The organism is Streptomyces ficellus (assembly GCF_009739905.1).
Lineage (GTDB): Bacteria > Actinomycetota > Actinomycetes > Streptomycetales > Streptomycetaceae > Streptomyces > Streptomyces ficellus_A.
In genome coordinates, this window is record NZ_CP034279.1 from 6432435 (window position 1) to 6447387 (window position 14953).

Sequence of the window (14953 nt, forward strand, 5' to 3'; positions counted from 1 at the left end):
AAAGGGAACTTGACTGGGCGTGCGCGGGGGGCGGTTCGGGGGGCCGGGGCACGACGCGGAGGCGTCGCGCGCGCCGCCCTCCCCTCCCCGCCCACACCCCGTCGCCCGGGGACCACTTGGGAGGGGGACGCCCACGTGAACATGATGCTCGCCCGGCTCGGCGAGGAGGACCCGCGCAGTCTGGGCGGTTACACCGTGCTCGCCGTCATCGGGCAGGACGGGATGGGCCGCGTCTATCTCGGTGAGAAGGCGGCCGGGGCACCACCCGTCGCCATCAAGACCGTGCGGCCCGGACTCCAGGACGAACCGGAGTACCGCACCCGGTTCGCCCGGGAGGCCCGGGCGTGCGAACGGCTCGCGGGAGCGGGCACACCGCGCTACCGGGGCGCCGACCCCGACGGCCGGCCGCCCTGGCTGGCCGTCGACTACGTCCACGCGCCACCCCTGAGCGTCCTGGTCCGCGAGGCGGGGCCCTTACCCCCGTGCGGCGCCATGTCACTCGTCCGCGAACTGGCCCGCATCCTGCCCCGCGTCCACCGGCTCGGCCTCGTCCACCGCGACCTCAAACCCGGCAACGTCCTGGTGGCACGGCAGGGCCCGGTCGTCATCGACTTCGGCCTGCTGCTCGACCTGGCCAGCCCCACCGACCCGCTCGACACCCCCCGCCGGGGCACTCCCGGCTACGCCGCCCCCGAGCACCGCCACGGCCGCCCGGTCGGCGAGGCGGCCGACGTCTACGCCCTCGGCGGCATCCTCGCCTTCGTCCTGCGCGGGGCACTGCCCGTGGAGGGTCCGGCCGTCCGCCGCCGGCCGGACGGGCGCCCCGACATCTCCGGGCTGTCCACCGAGGCGTACGAGCTGGTGGCCGACTGCATGGCGCTCGACCCGGCGGACCGGCCCACCCCCGCGGCCGTGGTCGAGCGCGCCGACGCCCTGTCCCGGGGCACCACACCGGGCACCGCCCGGCCCGGCGCCTTCACCTGGCTGCCGCCCGCCGCGCAGGACGTCCTGCGCGCGTACGAGGAGATCCACCTGCCCGAGGCACGGCCCGCCCCCCAGCGGCCGGCGGCCCCGCCCGACCGGCGGAGCCTCCCCGCCCCGGCCGCGCCGACCCGGGTCATGCCCTCGCCGGGCACCCCGGCCTCCGCCCGGCCACCGGCATCCCACCACCCGGTCCCCGCGCTCTGGACCGCTCAACTGCCCGGCCGCACCTACTACGCCGCACCCGTCCTCCACCGTGGCCTCGCCGTGGTCGCCGCGCTCGACGGCACCGTCCGCGCCTTCGACGCCCGCACCGGCGAGGTCGCCTGGTCACGGAAGCTCGACGGCCGGGTGGAGTGCCCGCCCGCGGCGAGCGGCGACACCCTCGTGGTTTCCCGCGCCGACCGCTGGGTGTGCGCCCTGGACGCCTCCACCGGCAAGGAACGCTGGCGCCGCCCCACCGGGAACACCGCCCCCTCCGCCCCCGTGATCGCCGGCGGCCGGGTCCTCCTCGGCGACCGGGAAGGGCTCGTCCGGGCCCTCGACGCCGACGGCGGGGACCTCCTGTGGACCGCCCGCACCGGGGAGCGGGCCGTCTACGGCGCGCCCGCCGTCGACGGTGGCCGCGTCTACGCCGCCTCCTGGGACGGCAGCCTGTACGCCCTCGACGCGCGCGACGGCACCCGGCTGTGGGAGGCGTACACCGGCGGCGAACTGCACGGCGGTCCGGTCGTCACCGGGGACACCGTGCACGTCGGCAGCCGCGCCCGGTGCGTCCGCGGCTTCCGGGCCCGGGACGGACACCCCGAGCGGCGGTTCGCCACCTACGGCGCGGTCCGCGCACGGCCCGTCGCGTACGACGGCGAGATCTGGGTGGGCTGCCTGCGCGGCGGCGTCTACGGCCTGGGCCTGCGCGACGGCGGCGCCGACCGCCGCCTCGCGCTCGGCTCGGAGATCCGCTCCGACGTCGCCGTCGACCAACACAGCGTCTACGCCGGGACCACGGACGGCCGGGTGTACCGGCTGCGCCGCGACGCGGGCCCGGCCCACCCCTGGTACGACGCGGGCGCGCCCGTCGAGGCGGGGCTGAAGGCGGTGGACGGCCTCCTGTACGTCGTGGGGACCGACTGCCTGCTCCACGCCGTCGACCTGGGCGCCGACCCCACCCGGCCGCTCGGCGCGGAGCCCGCCCCGTGAGCCGCTTCCGGTGGCCGCGCCTCCGGCGGCGGCCCGCCACCGGCAGACACGGTCACGCCGGGGGCGGCCCCGCCGCGACCCCCGGCCCCGCCACGAGTCCCGGCCCCGCCACCGCCGCCGACCCCGTCGTGGAAGCCGCGGCGCGGGCGCGGCGCGGCCCGCACCTGTGGGCGGACGAGGTGGGCACCACCTACCTCGCCCTCGACCCGCGGCAGGGCCGGCCGGTCGCCTTCCTCGTCGAGCCGCACGCCCACTGGCGGACGACCGGCCGGACCGACCAGGCGCTCACCGACGCGGTGCGCGCCGCCGCCGGGTCACCGGGGGTCGAGGGCACGCTCCGCTGGCTCGCCCGCATCGAGGACGGCCGCCACGCGGGCAGGCTCGTGGCGGAGTACCGCGAGGGGCGCCCGCTGCCCGGGGTGCTCTCCGGGAGGTCCGTACCGCTGCCCGTGGCACTGCTGACGGCCCGTCGGGTCGCGTCCGCGCTGTCCGGCCTGCACCAGGCGGGACGCCACCACGGCGGCTTCAGCACGACGTCCGTGCTATGCACTCCGGACGGCCCCCTGATCACCGGCCACTGTCTGCTGCCCCGGATCGACCCCGACCGCCCCCGCCCGGGCCCGGCCGACGTGCACGCCTTCGGGCTGCTGCTCGCGGTCCTCCTCCCGCCCGAACTGCCCCGGCGCGAGGGACGCGCCCTGCGGCGGCTGATCAGGCGGTGCTGCCGGGGGCCCGCGGTGCTGCGGCCGTCCATGGCGAGGGTCTCGCGGCGGCTCTCCACGCTGTTCTACGGGCTCAACCTCGCCGACGGCGCGGTGCGGGAGGAGTGGGCCGCGTTCCTGGCGTCGGCGCCGGCCACCGTGGTCGTCCCGCCGGGGCCGGCCACGCCCCCCGCCGGTCCGTCCACCCCTCCGGCCGGGCGGCGCGCGGACGACGTCGCGGAGGGCGACCCGCCGCAGCCCGCCGCCGCTCCGGAGCCCGTCCCGCCTTCCGCGCCCGACCACGCCTACGACCCCGGCCCGGCGGCGGACCACTCCCCGGACCACTCCCTGGGCCCCGCTGTGGTGCCGGGGGCCGGGCCGGACGGCGCGCCGCCCGGAGCCCTTCCCGGCCGGCCCGGCGAGCACCCGGCGGACGCCGCCACGGGGCCCGTGCGACCGGTGACCCCGGAGCCGGCCGCCCCGTGCGCCGACCACGACGACGGGTCACGCACCGGGCCGGTGCGCGAACCGGCGCGTGACGTCGCGCACCCCGCCCGGCACGACGCGGACGCCGGGGACGACTCGGGCGCCGGGGAGGACCCGGTCCGGGCGACCGTTCCGCTGCTGACCGCACCGGTGGTGTACACCAGGAGCGCGCGCGAGGGCGACCACGACCCGCGCGCCGGCTCCGGTCCTCCACCGGACGAAGGGGAGAGCCCGGACGGACGGGGCGAGGGGGAAGGGCCGGCCGCACACGACCCGTCGCCGTCGCCGGTCCCGGCGCCGCCGTGGACGCGGGCGCTCGGGTTCCTGCCCGAGGCCGCGTGCACCACCGAGGGCGACCTCCTGTTCGTCGCCGGTACCGACGGCGAACGGGGCAGGGTGGCAGCGGTGGGCGTGCGGGACGGGGAGGTCCGCTGGGAGCACGTCACCGCGGCGCCGTGCCGCACGCGGCCGCTGCCGGTGGCGGGCCAGGTGTGCGTCGCCGACGACTCCGGGGCGGTCCGCTGGCTCGACGCCGGGACCGGAAGGGTCACCGGGACGGCGGCGGTGGCCGACCGCCCGGCCGGGGACCCGGTGTCCGTCGCGTCGGCGGTGTGGCTGGGCGGTGTCTCCGGTCGCCTGCACATCCTGTGGCCCGGCTCCGGTCGTCCCGGGCGGTTGCGGCTGCCGGGCACCGCCGACTCGCTGGCCGCCACCCCGGCCGTCCACCCCCACGGCCCGGTCTGCCTGGCCACGTACCGGGGGCCGGTCTGCCTCGGCCCGGACGGCCGCGTGTGGTGGGGCAGGCCCGACCTCGGTGACACCGGCGGCCTCGACCCGGTCTGGTGCGGCGACGACGTCGTCGGGGTCACCGCCGCCGGGCTGCTGTTCCGCCTGGACCGCGACGGGCGGGAGGTGTGGCGCACCGAGTTGCCCGCCCTGCCCGCCACCGGACCGCTGCTCGTGGCCGGGACCGTCGTCGTGGTGACCGCGGACGGCGCGGCCGCCGGGGTGGGGGCGCAGAGCGGTGAGCCCCGCTGGCACCGGCACACCGGCTCCCCGCCGGCCGGGCGGGCCGCCACCGGGGACGGCACCGTGCTGTTCGCCGGCCGTGACCGGTGGCTGCGCTGCCTCGACGCCCGCACCGGCGAGCCGCGGTGGACCGCCCGTACCGGCGGACGGGCCTGCCGGGGCGGGCCGTACCCGGACGGCGACCGCGTGTACCTGGGGGCGTCGGACTGCCACCTGTACGCGATCGACGCCCGGGACGGCTCCACGGGCGGAACCGGGGCCCTCCACGTCCACCCGCTCATCGACGACAAGTTCGCGGCCGCGCTGCGCACGCCCTGCTGAACCACCGTCAGCTCCGCCCACCGTCCGTCCACCTCACACCCTGGGGGAACACCGTGCCGTACGAGCGCAAGATCAAGAGGAACCAGCGGACCTACGTCGTCATCCTCATCGACCAGTCGGGGTCGATGGACACCCCCATGGCCGCCACCGGGCGCGCCAAGAGCCAGGAGGTGACCGACGCGCTCAACCGGCTCCTGCTGGAACTGATCCGGGCGGCCGCGCCCACCGGCCGGGACGTCAAGGACTACTACGACGTCTCGATCTTCGGCTACAACCACACCGTCCGCTCGCTCTTCGCGGGCAAGCTGGCCGGCCGCGACAGCGTGAGCGTCGGCGAGCTGTACGCCGCGCCCGCCGCCATGCGCCAGCGCGAGATGGTGACCACCGACGCCGACGGCAACGAACACCGGGCGACCGTGCACGACCCGGTCTGGGTCACGGCCTCGGCGTCGGGGAAGACCAGCATGGCCGCGGCCTTCGCCCACGTCCTGCCGCTGCTGGAGGAGTGGGTGGAGGAGAACCCCGCCAGCTTCCCCCCGATCGTGATCAACCTGACCGACGGCATCCCGACCGACGAGGGCCTGCACGAGAACGTGCAGCGCATCAGGTCCCTGTCCACCGCCGACGGCCAGGTCCTGGTGTTCAACCTCCATGTGTCCGCCGAGTCCAAGGACACGTGCCGGTTCCCCGTCACGGCGGAAGGCCTGCCGCCCGAGGGACAGCTCCTGTACGGCATCTCCAGCGTGCTGCCGGACGTCCTGCGCGAACAGGCGCAAGGGCTGCACATGGACGCCCCGCACGGCTGCCGGGGCCTGGTCTTCAACGGGAACGTCGTGGACATCACCAAGGTGCTCCGGATCGGCACCCTGGCGTGAGCGTCGCCATCGCCGGCTGCCGGATGCAGAAGGAGGGGGACGAGATGACGGAGTGCGCGGACGCCTGGTACCACCTCGTCCAGGGCGGCGCCGCCGGGCAGGAGTTGCGCGCCGGGCTGGTCACGGACGACACCACCGTCCGGTGCGCCGTCGCCGACGGGGCGTCCCTGAGCGCCCTGCCGGAACCCTGGGCGCGGGCGCTCGTACGGGAGTTGTGCGCCCTGCCCGTTCGGGCCCTGGCCGCCCCGGACACCCTGCACGCGGCCCTGCGGACGCTCAGCGACGGCTGGCCGGCCGCCCTGCGGTCCTACGTCACCGGGCTCGGCCGCCCCCTGGACTGGTTGGAGCCGCACGCCCTCCAGCACGGCCCGGGCGCCACGTTCGTCGCCGTGGGCGTTCTGCCCGTGCCGGGCGGCTGGCAGTGGTCGGCGGCGGCGGTCGGCGACTGCTGCCTGTTCCACACCCGCGGCGACTCGCTGGTCACGTCGTTCCCGCTGCGGCTGCCCGAGGAGTTCGGCTTCCACCCCGACCTGGTGCGCGGGCTGAACTGCCTCGGTGCCGCAGGCGTCTCGGCGATCCGTACGACCTCCGGGCACATGCGGCCGGGCGACACGCTGTTGCTCGCCAGCGACGCCCTCGCCAAGTGGGCGCTGGTCCAGGCGACCGGCGGCCGCCCCGCCTGGCGACGGCTCGCCGAGGTGGCGGCGGCGGCCGGAGCGACGACCGACCCGTATTCCGACCCGTATTCCGGTGCGGTCGCCGACCCGTACTCCGACGCGGAGGGTGGTGCGGGCCACGGCGCCGACGCCCTGCGGGTCTTCGTCGGCGGCCTGCGGGAGACCGGGGCGATCGAGGACGACGACGTGACCCTGGTCGCGGTCCGGTTCCTCGACGACGGGTGGACGGGCGACCGTCCCGGCGGTGGGGCGGACGGCCATGGCGAGCGGTGAGCGGGGCGCGGTGGAGCCGCCCAGCCTGACCGACTACATGCTGGCGGTGCAGCACCCCCGGCTCTGCTTCCCCGACGACGAGGCCCTCGCCGCCTCCACCACCGTGGTCGACCCTCTCGGCCCGGTCACCGGCAGCGGCGTCTTCGGCTGCGTCTTCCGCCTCACCTCGGAGGACGGCGCGCTGACCTGGGCCGTGAAGTGCTTCACCAGTCACTCGGACGCCCGCGTCGGCCGCTACCGCACGGTGTGCGCCGCCCTGGCCGGGCTGGACCCGGCCAAGGAACGCTGGCTGGTGCCGATGGAGTTCGCGCCCGAGGGCGTCCTGGTGGACGGCCGGCGCTGGCCCCTGGTGAAGATGCCGTGGCTGCCGGCCGCGCCGCTCCTCGACTGGGTCGAACGCCGCAAGGAGGCCCCCGCGGCGCTGCGCGCGGTCGCGGCCGACTTCACGCTGGTGGTACGGCGGATGGAGGAGCTGCGCATCGCGCACGGCGACCTCCAGCACGGCAACATCCTGATCTCCGCGCCCCGGCGGGTGCGCCTGATCGACTACGACGCGATGTACGTACCCGCTCTCGCCGGCAGCGCGCGGCCCGAGCGCGGCCACCGCAACTACCAGCGCCCGGAGCCGGTTCCGTACGGCCCGTTCATGGACCGTTTCCCCGCTCGGGTGATCCAGCTCGGCCTGCTCGGGCTCGCCGCCGACGCGGAGCTGTGGGACCGGCTGCGCGAGGACGACGACCGGCTGCTGCTCGGCCAGGAGGACTTCGAGGCCCCGGACGGGTCCGAGGCGCTCGCCGCGCTCGCGGACAGCCCGGACCCGCAGGTGCGGGCCATCACGGCACAGCTGCGCAAGGACCTGCGGTCCACGACGTACCCGCTGCCCCCGCTCGCGGCGGTGGTCACCGAGCCCGTGCTCGCCCGCGTGCCGGGCGCCCGCCCACGGCCGGCCCCCGACACCAGGACCGACCGCGCCGCCGGGCGACCGGCGCAGCCGCAGCCCGCCCGGGCCGGCTCGACCGCCCCCGCGCCCGGTTCCGCGTCCAGCTCCGCGCCCGGTTCCGCGCCGAACTCCGCACCGCCTCGGGAGCCGCACGCGCGGCCCGAGCCGACGCCCGCCGCCGCGACCGCCGCGGCGTCCGGGTGGGTGCCCTCGGGCGGGACGCCGCGGTCGGCCTCCGGGACGTCGCGCGCGACGAGGGACGCGCGGCGCCCGGTCCGCCGGGTCTGGAAGGATCCGGTGGTGCTGCTGCTGTCCGCCGTGCTGACGCTGCTGGTCGCCCTCTTCGGCGTCTTCCTCGTGCTCGTGGACCCGGCATGGTCACCGCTGCCATGAGCCGCACCCCGGTCGCTCAGCCGCCCACCACGTCCCGCGGCGGCTCGCCCGCCAGGTGGTCGGCGACGTTCTCCACGGCGGCGAGCGCGATACGGACCAGCGTCTCCCGGGTGACGCCCCCGACGTGCGGCGACAGCACCACACCCGGGGCCTTCAGCAACCGCAGCGCGGAGGTGGGCGGTTCGGGGTCGAAGACGTCGACGCCCGCCCCGGCGAGGGCGCCGGACTCGAGGGCGTCCGCGAGGGCGTCCTGGTCGACGAGCGCGCCGCGCGCCGTGTTGACGACGAAGGCCGTGGGCTTGAGCAGCGCCAGGCGCCCGGCGTCCAGGAGGTGGTGGGTGGCGTCCGTCAGCGGGACGTGCAGCGTCACGTAGTCCGAGGTGCGCAGCAGCTCGTCGAGCGGGACGTGCCGGGCGCCGCCCAGCCGGGCCTCCGTCCCGGGATCGACGCGCCGGCGCCCGGCGTAGACGACGTTCATGTCGAAAGCGACCGCCCGGCGGGCCACTTCGGCGCCGATCCTGCCCAGGCCGACGACGCCGAGCGTCTTGCCGTACAGCTCCGTGAGGGACTGCTGGAGGCGCGGCAGCGCCCAGTCGGCGCCCGTGAGGGCCATGTGGGCGGGGACCAGCTGCTTGGCGAGGGCCAGCATGAGCGCGAACGTCTGCTCGGCCACGTTGTGGTGCTCCGCGCTGCTGGAGCCGATCGTGCACACCGGGACGCCCCGCTCACGGGCCGCGTCCAGGTCGACGTGGTCGTAGCCGTGGCTGGCGCACTGGACCAGCTCCAGGTGCGGGGCGGCGGCGATGTGGTCCGCGGTGACCGGCGCGAGGGCGGTGACGACGACGTGCGCCTCCCGCAGGGCCGCCGGGTCCTCGCCGGCCGACTCGACGACGGTGACGCGGGCGCCGGCGGGGAAGACCGTGGCGAGTGCGGCGCCGGCGCCGCGGCCGCCCACGTGGGGCGCGACGACGGCGAGCACGTTCTTCGGCGGGACGCCTTCCGGGGCGGTCACGCGGTCTCCTCGATGAGGTCGTCCGGGCCGGGCGTGGCGGGCGTGGAGTGCCCGGACAGGGCCAGGGTCAGGTCCAGTTCGGCGAGCAGGCAGCGGATGACGTGCTCGACGCCCGCCTGGCCGTCGAGGCCGAGCCCGTACGCGTACGGCCGCCCCACCAGCACCGCCTCGGCGCCCAGGGCGAGCGCCTTGAAGACGTCGTCGCCGGTGCGGATGCCGCTGTCGAAGAGCACGGACAGCCGGTCACCGGCCGCGGCCGCGACCCGCGGCAGGGCGTCGGCGGCGGCGACCGAACCGGCCACCTGGCGGCCGCCGTGGTTGGACACCACCACACCGTCCATCCCCGCCTCGGCGGCCTGGAGGGCGTCCTCCGGGTGCAGGATGCCCTTCAGGACGATCGGGCCGTCCCAGTTCTCCCGGAGGAACGCCAGGTCCGGCCACGTCTTGGCCGGGTCGGCGAACATCCCGACGAAGTGCATGACCGCCGCGTTCGGGTCCTCGTGCACGGGCTTGGCCAGGCCCGCCCGGAACGCCGGGTCGGTGAAGTAGTTCGCGGTGCCCACGCCGTGCAGGAACGGCAGGTACGCCTGGTCCAGGTCGCGCGGCCGCCACGCCAGCAGCGGCGTGTCCAGCGTGACGAGCAGCGCGGTGAACCCGGCGGCCTTCGCCCGGGTGAGGAACGACCGGGTCACCTCCCGGTCCCTGGCCCAGTACAGCTGGAACCAGCGTTCCGCGTCGCCCATCACCTCGGCGACCTCCTCCATGGGCGTGCTGGAGGCGGACGACAGGACGAAGGGGACGCCCTGCGCCGCGGCCGCCCGCGCGGCGGCCGGTTCCGCGTCCGGGTGCATGATCGACAGCACGCCCACGGGCGCGAGCGCGAGCGGCGCGGGCAGGGCGCGGCCCAGGACCTCGACGGACAGGTCCCGCTCGTGCACGTCACGCAGCATCCGGGGCACGATCCGGCGCCGCTTCAGCGCCGCCCGGTTGGCGGCCGCCGTACTGCCGCTGCCCGCGGCGCCCGCCACGTAGCCGACCGGGCCGGGCCCGAGGCGCCGCTCGGTGAGCTCCTCCAGCCGCGTCAGGTCGGTGGGCAGCCGCGGGACGGCGCCGGTCATGCCGTTCAGGTAGATCTCGTACTGGAAGTCGGCCCAGTGTTTCGCCATGCGCGCGTCGCCCTTCAGCCGGGAATCGGGTGCCACCCCGGATCCTCGCGACCGCGTGCCGCTGCGTCCACCGTCCCGGCGTTCCCGTCGATGTCCCGGCGTTCCCGTCGACGTCCACGTCCACACCGTCGCATTCGGCACCGCCCGCTTGTGCACCGTGGCACAGGACCGGCGGCGACCCGGCCCCTAGCCTCGCCGGAACAGCACAACGAGGGGCGGTACCGGTGAACTGGCTGATCCACGACTACCGAGAGAGCGATCTCGCGGCGGTCGTCCACCTGATCGACACCACGGCCGAACTCGGGCAGGAGTCCGTGTTCTCGCTCGCCGAGTGCATCGGCGCGCTGACCTCCCGCCAGCCCGCGGTGGTCGCCGTCCACCAGGGCGCGCCCATCGGCGCGGCGCTCGCGTGCGTGGCGGGGGAGCGCGCCTGGGTCATGCGCATCGCCCTCTCCCCGGCCTGGCGCGGCAGGGGCCTGGCGAGCGCGCTGCTGGTCGAGCTGGAGCGGCGCCTGGTCGCCGCCCGCGTGGGGCGCATCGCCTACGTCCTGCCCGAGGAGGAGCTCGTCGGCGAGGGGCTGCTCAACGCCGGCTACACCCGGCAGCCCGCGGTGGCGTACTTCGAGAAGGTCGAGCCGCTGCACGGCCCCGCCGCGAACCTCCTGGAGGACCTCGGCGGCAGCACCCTGCCGGGCGACCTGTGGGGGCGGGTCGCCGGCATGGAGGCGGAGAAGGACCTGATCGAGCGGCGGGTCGTCCTGCCGCTGGCCCAGCCCGAACGGGCTGCCCGCCACGGGGTGCGCCCCCCGCGGGCGGTCACCCTGTTCGGGCCGCCCGGCACCGGCAAGACCACCTTCGCCCGCGCCATCGCCTCCCGTCTCGGCTGGCCCTTCGTCGAGCTGCTGCCGTCCCGGCTGGCTGACGAGGGGAACCTGGCGGCGGCCCTGCGCAGCGCGTTCGCCCGGATCTCGGAACTGGAGCGGGTGCTGGTCTTCATCGACGAGGTGGAGGAGATCGCCCCCGTACGCGCCGAGCCCGCCCAGCCCGGCGGGATGCACGGGGTCACCAACGAACTGCTCAAGCTGATACCGCGGTTCCGCGAGGGCGACGAACGCCTGCTGGTGTGCGCCACCAACTCCATCCGCTCGCTCGACCCCGCGTTCCTGCGCCCCGGCAGGTTCGACTACCTCATCCCGATCGGTACGCCGGACAAGGCGGCCCGCGCCGCGATCTGGTCCCGGTACACGGACGGCCGGAGCGACGTGGACGTCTCCGTCCTCGTGGCCGCCAGCGAACTGTTCACCCCGGCCGACATCGAGCACGCCGCCAGGATCGCCGCCCAGAGCGCCTTCGAGCGGGACCTGGGCGACCAGGACCAGGTGCGGGCGCCCGGTGCGAGCACGGAGGACTACCTGGAGGCCGTCGCGCAGTGCCGGCCGACCGTCACCCCGGCGATGATCGACCAGTTCGGCGCCGACATCACCGCCCACGCCCGCTTCTGACCGCCCACGGGGTACGAGCGGCAGCGCGACGGCCTCCATGAGGTGATCCGCACGCGCGCCAGGTCACTCGAGCCATGGGATCGGCTCACCAACGGTGTCGTCGAGTTCCCCGACGAGGACGCGCTGTGCGCCTGCCTGGAGAGGCGGGTCAGCAACCGCCGGAGGAGCCGGGCGCGCCGATGGTGAGGGTCGCCGGTGCGGCGCAGCAGCCGCCGCCGCCCGGTTCGGTGGTGCCGGGCTGGTCGAAGAGGCCGGAGCCTCCGCACACGCCGGTCTCGGGCAGGGTCAGCTCGACGCGCTCGGCGGCCTCCCGGTCGCCGGCGAGGTGGGCGGCGATGGAGCGGACCTGCTCGTAGCCGGTCATGGCGAGGAAGGTCGGAGCGCGGCCGTAGGACTTCATGCCGACGAGGTAGACGTCCTTCTCGGGGTGGGAGAGCTCGTTCACGCCGTGCGGGTACACGGTGCCGCAGGAGTGCTGGTTGGGGTCGATCAGCGGCGCCAGCTCGACGGGGGCCTGGAGGCGCTCGTCGAGGCCGAGGCGCAGCTCGTCCAGGAAGGTGAGGTCGGGGCGCAGGCCGGTCAGCACGATGACCTCGTCGACCGGGTCGAGACGGCGACCGTCCTCGCCGACGAGGATCAGGCGGCCGTCGGTGTCACGCTCGACGGCCTCGGTGCGGAAGCCGGTGACCGCGTCGGCGTGACCGGCGTCGACGGCGGCCTTGGCGGCCAGGCCGAGGGCGCCGCGGGCGGGGAGCTGGTCGGCTTCGCCGCCGCCGAAGGTGGAGCCGGAGATGCCGCGGCGCAGGATCCACACGGCCTTGGTGCCCGCCCCGCCGTCGCTCCCGCCAGGGGCGGCTGAGTCGGCGAGGCCGGCGAGGTGCGCGAGGGCGGTGAAGGCGGAGGCGCCGGAGCCGATGACGGCGGTGCGCCTGCCCGCGTAACGGGCGCGGACGGCCGGGTCCCTGAAGTCCGGGACCCGGTAGGTGATCCGGTCGGCGGCGGCCTTCTCGCCCAGGGCCGGGAGGCCACTGGCGCCGGCGGGGCCGGGGGTGGACCAGGTGCCGGAGGCGTCGATGACGGCGCGGGCGAGGACGCGTTCCTCCCGGCCGTCGGCGGTCTCGATGTGGACGACGAAGGGCTGCGTATCGCGGTCGGCGTCGACGACGCGGTCGCGGCCGGTGCGGGAGACGCCGGTGACGCGGGCCCGGTAGCGGACGCGGTCGCCGAGGATGTCGGCGAGGGGCTGGAGGTAGAGGCCGGCCCAGTCCCCGCCGGTGGGGTAGCCGGCCGGGTCGGGCCTGACCCAGCCGGTGGGGGCGAGCAGCTTCTCGGCGGCCGGGTCGACGACCTCGTCCCACGTGGAGAAGAGACGTACGTGGGCCCAGTCGCGGGGTGCGGTTCCGGCGTACGGGCCGGCCTCCAGGACGAGGAAGTCCAGGCCGCGGTCCTCCAGGTGTGCGGCGGCGGCCAGTCCGGCGGGGCCGGCTCCGATCACGACGACGGGCAGGTCGGTGGTGGCGGACGCGTTCACGGTCGAGTCTCCGTTGCTTCGATATGCGTCGATGTCTTGTGTGTTCAGCCTGCCACTTGTTTAGATGTGCGTCAACATAGACATTCGTCGAAGTTCGAAGGGGTGACGCGTGGTCGGCGTTGGTTCGACGTGTGTCAACATAGACATATGTCGAATGCGAAGGTTCTGCCGCTCCTGGAGCCCGACGACGTCGCGGCGTGCTGCCCGCCGCTGAACGAACGCCCGATGTCGGCGGAGGAGGCCGAGGTCGCGGCGAGGATGTTCAAGGCCCTCGGCGACCCCGTCCGCCTGCGCCTGTTCTCCGCCGTCGCCTCCCACGAGGGCGGCGAGGCGTGCGTGTGCGACATCTCCGACGTCGGGGTCTCCCAGCCGACCGTCTCCCACCACCTGAAGAAGCTCAAGGAGGCCGGCCTGCTGTCCTCCGAGCGCCGGGGCACCTGGGTGTACTACCGGGTCGAGCCGTCCGTCGTCGCCGCGATGGGCGCGCTCCTGGCCGGCGCCACGACGACGGCATGACCGCGGTCCGCATCGGCCCGATGCTGCCCGAGCACGCCGAACAAATCCTCGCGATCTACCAGGTCGGCATCGACGAGGGTGACGCCACCTTCGAGACCACGGCACCCGGCTGGGCCGCGTTCGACGCCGCGAAGCTGCCCGAGCACCGGTTCGTCGCCCTGGGCGACAGCAGGGAAGTGCTGGGGTGGATCGCGGTCAGCGCCGTCTCCGACCGGTGCGCCTACGCCGGCGTGGTCGAGCACTCCGTCTACGTCCACCCCGGCGCCCGCGGCCGCGGCGTCGCCCGCACGCTGCTGGAGACGCTGATCGCCTCGACCGAGGCGGCGGGGATCTGGACCATCCAGTCCGGGATCTTCCCCGAGAACACCGCCAGCCTCGCCCTGCACCAGCGGGTGGGCTTCCGCGTGATCGGCACCCGCGAACGCATCGGCCGCCACCACGGCGTGTGGCGGGACGTGGTGCTGCTGGAGCGCCGCAGCCCGGCGTGAGCCGAGGGGCCGCGGGCGCGAGGAGTCACCCCGTGGGCTGCTCCTGGCCGGTCCTGCCGCGCATGAAGACGACCGCGACGAGCGCGAGGCCCACGACGGTGCCGAGCAGCTGCATGACGATGAAGCCCGGCACCGAGGCGGGGGCTATGCCGGCGAAGGTGTCGGTGAAGGCGCGGCCGATGGTGACGGCCGGGTTGGCGAAGGAGGTGGAGGAGGTGAACCAGTAGGCGGCGCCGATGTAGGAGGCGACCGCCACGGGGGCGAGGCGGAGCCGGTCGGTCCTCGCGAGGCCGAAGATCACCAGGATCAGCCCGGCCGTGGCGACGACCTCGCCGACCAGCAGGTTCCCGGCGGAACGGTCATGCTGCGACCACTTCACCAGCGGTTCGCCGAACATCGCGTCCGCGAGGACGGCGCCCGCGATCGCACCGGCGACCTGCGAGGGCACGTACACGGCGAGTTCGCGGGCGGTGACGCCGGCGCCGCCCCGGCGGGCGGTCCACCACTCGGCCAGAGTGACGGCCGGATTGAAGTGCGCGCCGGACACCGGGCCGAGGAGGGCGATCAGGACGCCGAGCCCGAAGACGGTGGCGGTGGAGTTCGCCAGCAGCCGCAGGGCGACGTCGTCGGTGAGTTCGGTGGCCTGGATGCCGGAGCCGACCACGACCGCGACCAGGGCGGCGGTCCCGACCAGCTCGGCGGCGGCGCGGGCGACCAGCGGGGTACGGGGCGGGGTGGCGCCCGGGGCGGGCCGGGGCGCGTCGGGCTCGGGGGGCATGGCCGGTGGCGTGGCGGGGGCGGTGCCGGCGGGCTCGGTCGCGGTCAAGGCGGGCTTCTCCTGGGGGAGGTGAGGCTGGGCGGACGG

General features: G+C 75.8%; 12 protein-coding genes. 8 read left to right on the forward strand and 4 right to left on the reverse strand.

All coding sequences use genetic code 11. The annotated features are described in order from the left end of the window. Window positions 1-141 precede the first annotated feature (141 nt). Genes EIZ62_RS28895 through EIZ62_RS28915 form a run of 5 tightly spaced genes read left to right on the forward strand, consistent with a single transcriptional unit; the run spans window position 142 to window position 7873 of the window. The gene (locus tag EIZ62_RS28895) at window positions 142-2178 is read left to right on the forward strand and encodes an outer membrane protein assembly factor BamB family protein (protein ID WP_244376324.1); all 2037 of its coding nucleotides are present in this window, start codon (window positions 142-144) and stop codon (window positions 2176-2178) included. Then, window positions 2175-4715: an outer membrane protein assembly factor BamB family protein gene (locus EIZ62_RS28900; RefSeq protein WP_156695609.1), complete on the forward strand. Its 2541-nt coding sequence runs from the start codon at window positions 2175-2177 to the stop codon at window positions 4713-4715. The genes EIZ62_RS28895 and EIZ62_RS28900 overlap by 4 nt, the downstream gene beginning before the upstream one ends. Window positions 4716-4768: 53 nt before the next feature. Then, window positions 4769-5590 carry a vWA domain-containing protein gene (locus EIZ62_RS28905; RefSeq protein ID WP_156695610.1) on the forward strand — a complete coding sequence of 274 codons (822 nt, stop codon included), beginning with the start codon at window positions 4769-4771 and terminating at the stop codon, window positions 5588-5590. Further along, window positions 5587-6540 (forward strand): hypothetical protein, encoded by a 954-nt coding sequence (locus EIZ62_RS28910; protein ID WP_156695611.1) that lies wholly within the window; start codon window positions 5587-5589, stop codon window positions 6538-6540. The genes EIZ62_RS28905 and EIZ62_RS28910 overlap by 4 nt, the downstream gene beginning before the upstream one ends. After that, complete coding sequence (locus EIZ62_RS28915) at window positions 6512-7873, forward strand: protein kinase family protein (protein WP_156695612.1); 1362 nt, start codon at window positions 6512-6514, stop codon at window positions 7871-7873. Before EIZ62_RS28910 ends, EIZ62_RS28915 begins: the two co-directional genes overlap by 29 nt. 16 nt (window positions 7874-7889) lie before the next feature. Here EIZ62_RS28915 and EIZ62_RS28920 read toward each other — a convergent pair whose 3' ends face one another. Together EIZ62_RS28920 and EIZ62_RS28925 are read right to left on the reverse strand one after the other, a co-directional pair. Continuing rightward, entirely contained in the window at window positions 7890-8885 is a 996-nt protein-coding gene (locus tag EIZ62_RS28920; RefSeq protein WP_156695613.1) for a 2-hydroxyacid dehydrogenase, read from the reverse strand. Further along, on the reverse strand, window positions 8882-10051 hold the full coding sequence (locus tag EIZ62_RS28925) for a lactate 2-monooxygenase (protein ID WP_156696645.1): 1170 nt from the start codon (window positions 10049-10051) through the stop codon (window positions 8882-8884). The genes EIZ62_RS28920 and EIZ62_RS28925 overlap by 4 nt, the downstream gene beginning before the upstream one ends. A 224-nt stretch (window positions 10052-10275) precedes the next feature. Between EIZ62_RS28925 and EIZ62_RS28930 the strand changes: the two genes are divergently transcribed. After that, window positions 10276-11553: an ATP-binding protein gene (locus EIZ62_RS28930; protein WP_156695614.1), complete on the forward strand. Its 1278-nt coding sequence runs from the start codon at window positions 10276-10278 to the stop codon at window positions 11551-11553. Window positions 11554-11701: 148 nt separating this feature from the next. Here the strand turns inward: EIZ62_RS28930 and EIZ62_RS28935 are convergent, their stop codons facing one another. Then, a complete protein-coding gene (locus EIZ62_RS28935; protein ID WP_156695615.1) occupies window positions 11702-13084 on the reverse strand; it encodes an FAD-dependent oxidoreductase in 1383 nt (460 codons plus the stop codon). 147 nt (window positions 13085-13231) lie between these two features. On the opposite strand from EIZ62_RS28935, the gene EIZ62_RS28940 reads away from it, so the two are divergent. Both EIZ62_RS28940 and EIZ62_RS28945 read left to right on the forward strand, forming a co-directional pair. Then, window positions 13232-13600, forward strand: a complete 369-nt coding sequence (locus tag EIZ62_RS28940) for an ArsR/SmtB family transcription factor (RefSeq protein ID WP_156695616.1) — start codon at window positions 13232-13234, stop codon at window positions 13598-13600. Then, complete coding sequence (locus tag EIZ62_RS28945; RefSeq protein WP_156695617.1) at window positions 13597-14088, forward strand: GNAT family N-acetyltransferase; 492 nt, start codon at window positions 13597-13599, stop codon at window positions 14086-14088. The genes EIZ62_RS28940 and EIZ62_RS28945 overlap by 4 nt, the downstream gene beginning before the upstream one ends. 25 nt (window positions 14089-14113) lie before the next feature. Here EIZ62_RS28945 and EIZ62_RS28950 read toward each other — a convergent pair whose 3' ends face one another. After that, a complete protein-coding gene (locus tag EIZ62_RS28950) occupies window positions 14114-14914 on the reverse strand; it encodes an aquaporin (protein WP_156695618.1) in 801 nt (266 codons plus the stop codon). Window positions 14915-14953 lie beyond the last annotated feature (39 nt).